An 859-nucleotide genomic window follows, 5' to 3' on the forward strand; every position below is an offset into this window, starting at 1 on the left:
CTCGGCTCGGCGCCGGTCGTGGTGGGGGAGCGGAGCCTCGCCAACCGCCTCGTCTCCGCCACGGTCGACGAACGCGGCGCGGTGCGCATCGAGGCGGCCGACGGCACGGTGCTCACCGACGTGCTGCGGCTCGTCGACGAGGGCGATCGCGGCGACTCCTACAACTACGGTCCCGTCGACCCGGCGACCGCCGTCACCGACCCGGTCTCCGTCGAGGTGCGGGTGCTCGAGGAGGGACCCGTGCGGGGCCGGCTCCTCGTGCGCCGCCGCTACGAGGTGCCCGCCCGGCTCGACGCCGTCGACCCCGACCGGCGCGATGGGGCGCTCGTGCAGCTCGACGTCGACACCGTGCTCGAACTGCGCGACGGCGAGCCGATGCTCCGCGTCGGCATGGACTTCGTGAATCACGCCGCGGACCACCGGCTGCGCGTGCTCGTGCCGACCGGCGTCGCCGACCTCCCGGGGTCGGCCGCTGCCGGCCAGTACGCCGTGACCGAGCGCGGGCGCATCGGCGAGGGCGGATGGGCCGAGTTCCCGCTGCCCACCTATCCCGTGGCGCGCTTCGTGCACGCCGGCCGCGCGTCGCTGCTCGTGACCAAGCACTCCGAGTACGAGATCGTCGGCGACCCCGTGTCGGGCGGCGACGCCATCGCCCTGACCCTCGTGCGGGCCGTCGGCATGATGAGCGTGAACATCCATCCCCTGCGCGACGAGCCCGCGGGAGCGGAGTTCCCGGTGCCCGGCGCGCAGTACCTCGGCACCCGGGTCCGCACGGAATTCGCGGTGCTTCCTGCCGCCCGCGGCTGGCAGGACGCCGGCGCAGCCCGCTGGGCCGAGCTCCTGCGCGTTGAGCCCGAGG

At 75.0% G+C, this 859-nt stretch carries 1 protein-coding gene; it reads left to right on the plus strand.

Annotated elements, in window-relative coordinates; all coding sequences use genetic code 11:
* A partial coding sequence (locus tag GH736_RS23605; RefSeq protein ID WP_203230944.1) for a glycoside hydrolase family 38 C-terminal domain-containing protein occupies window positions 1–859 on the plus strand: 859 nt, incomplete at both ends.

Source organism: Agromyces humi, from assembly GCF_009720255.1.
In the GTDB taxonomy this organism is placed as follows: domain Bacteria; phylum Actinomycetota; class Actinomycetes; order Actinomycetales; family Microbacteriaceae; genus Agromyces; species Agromyces humi.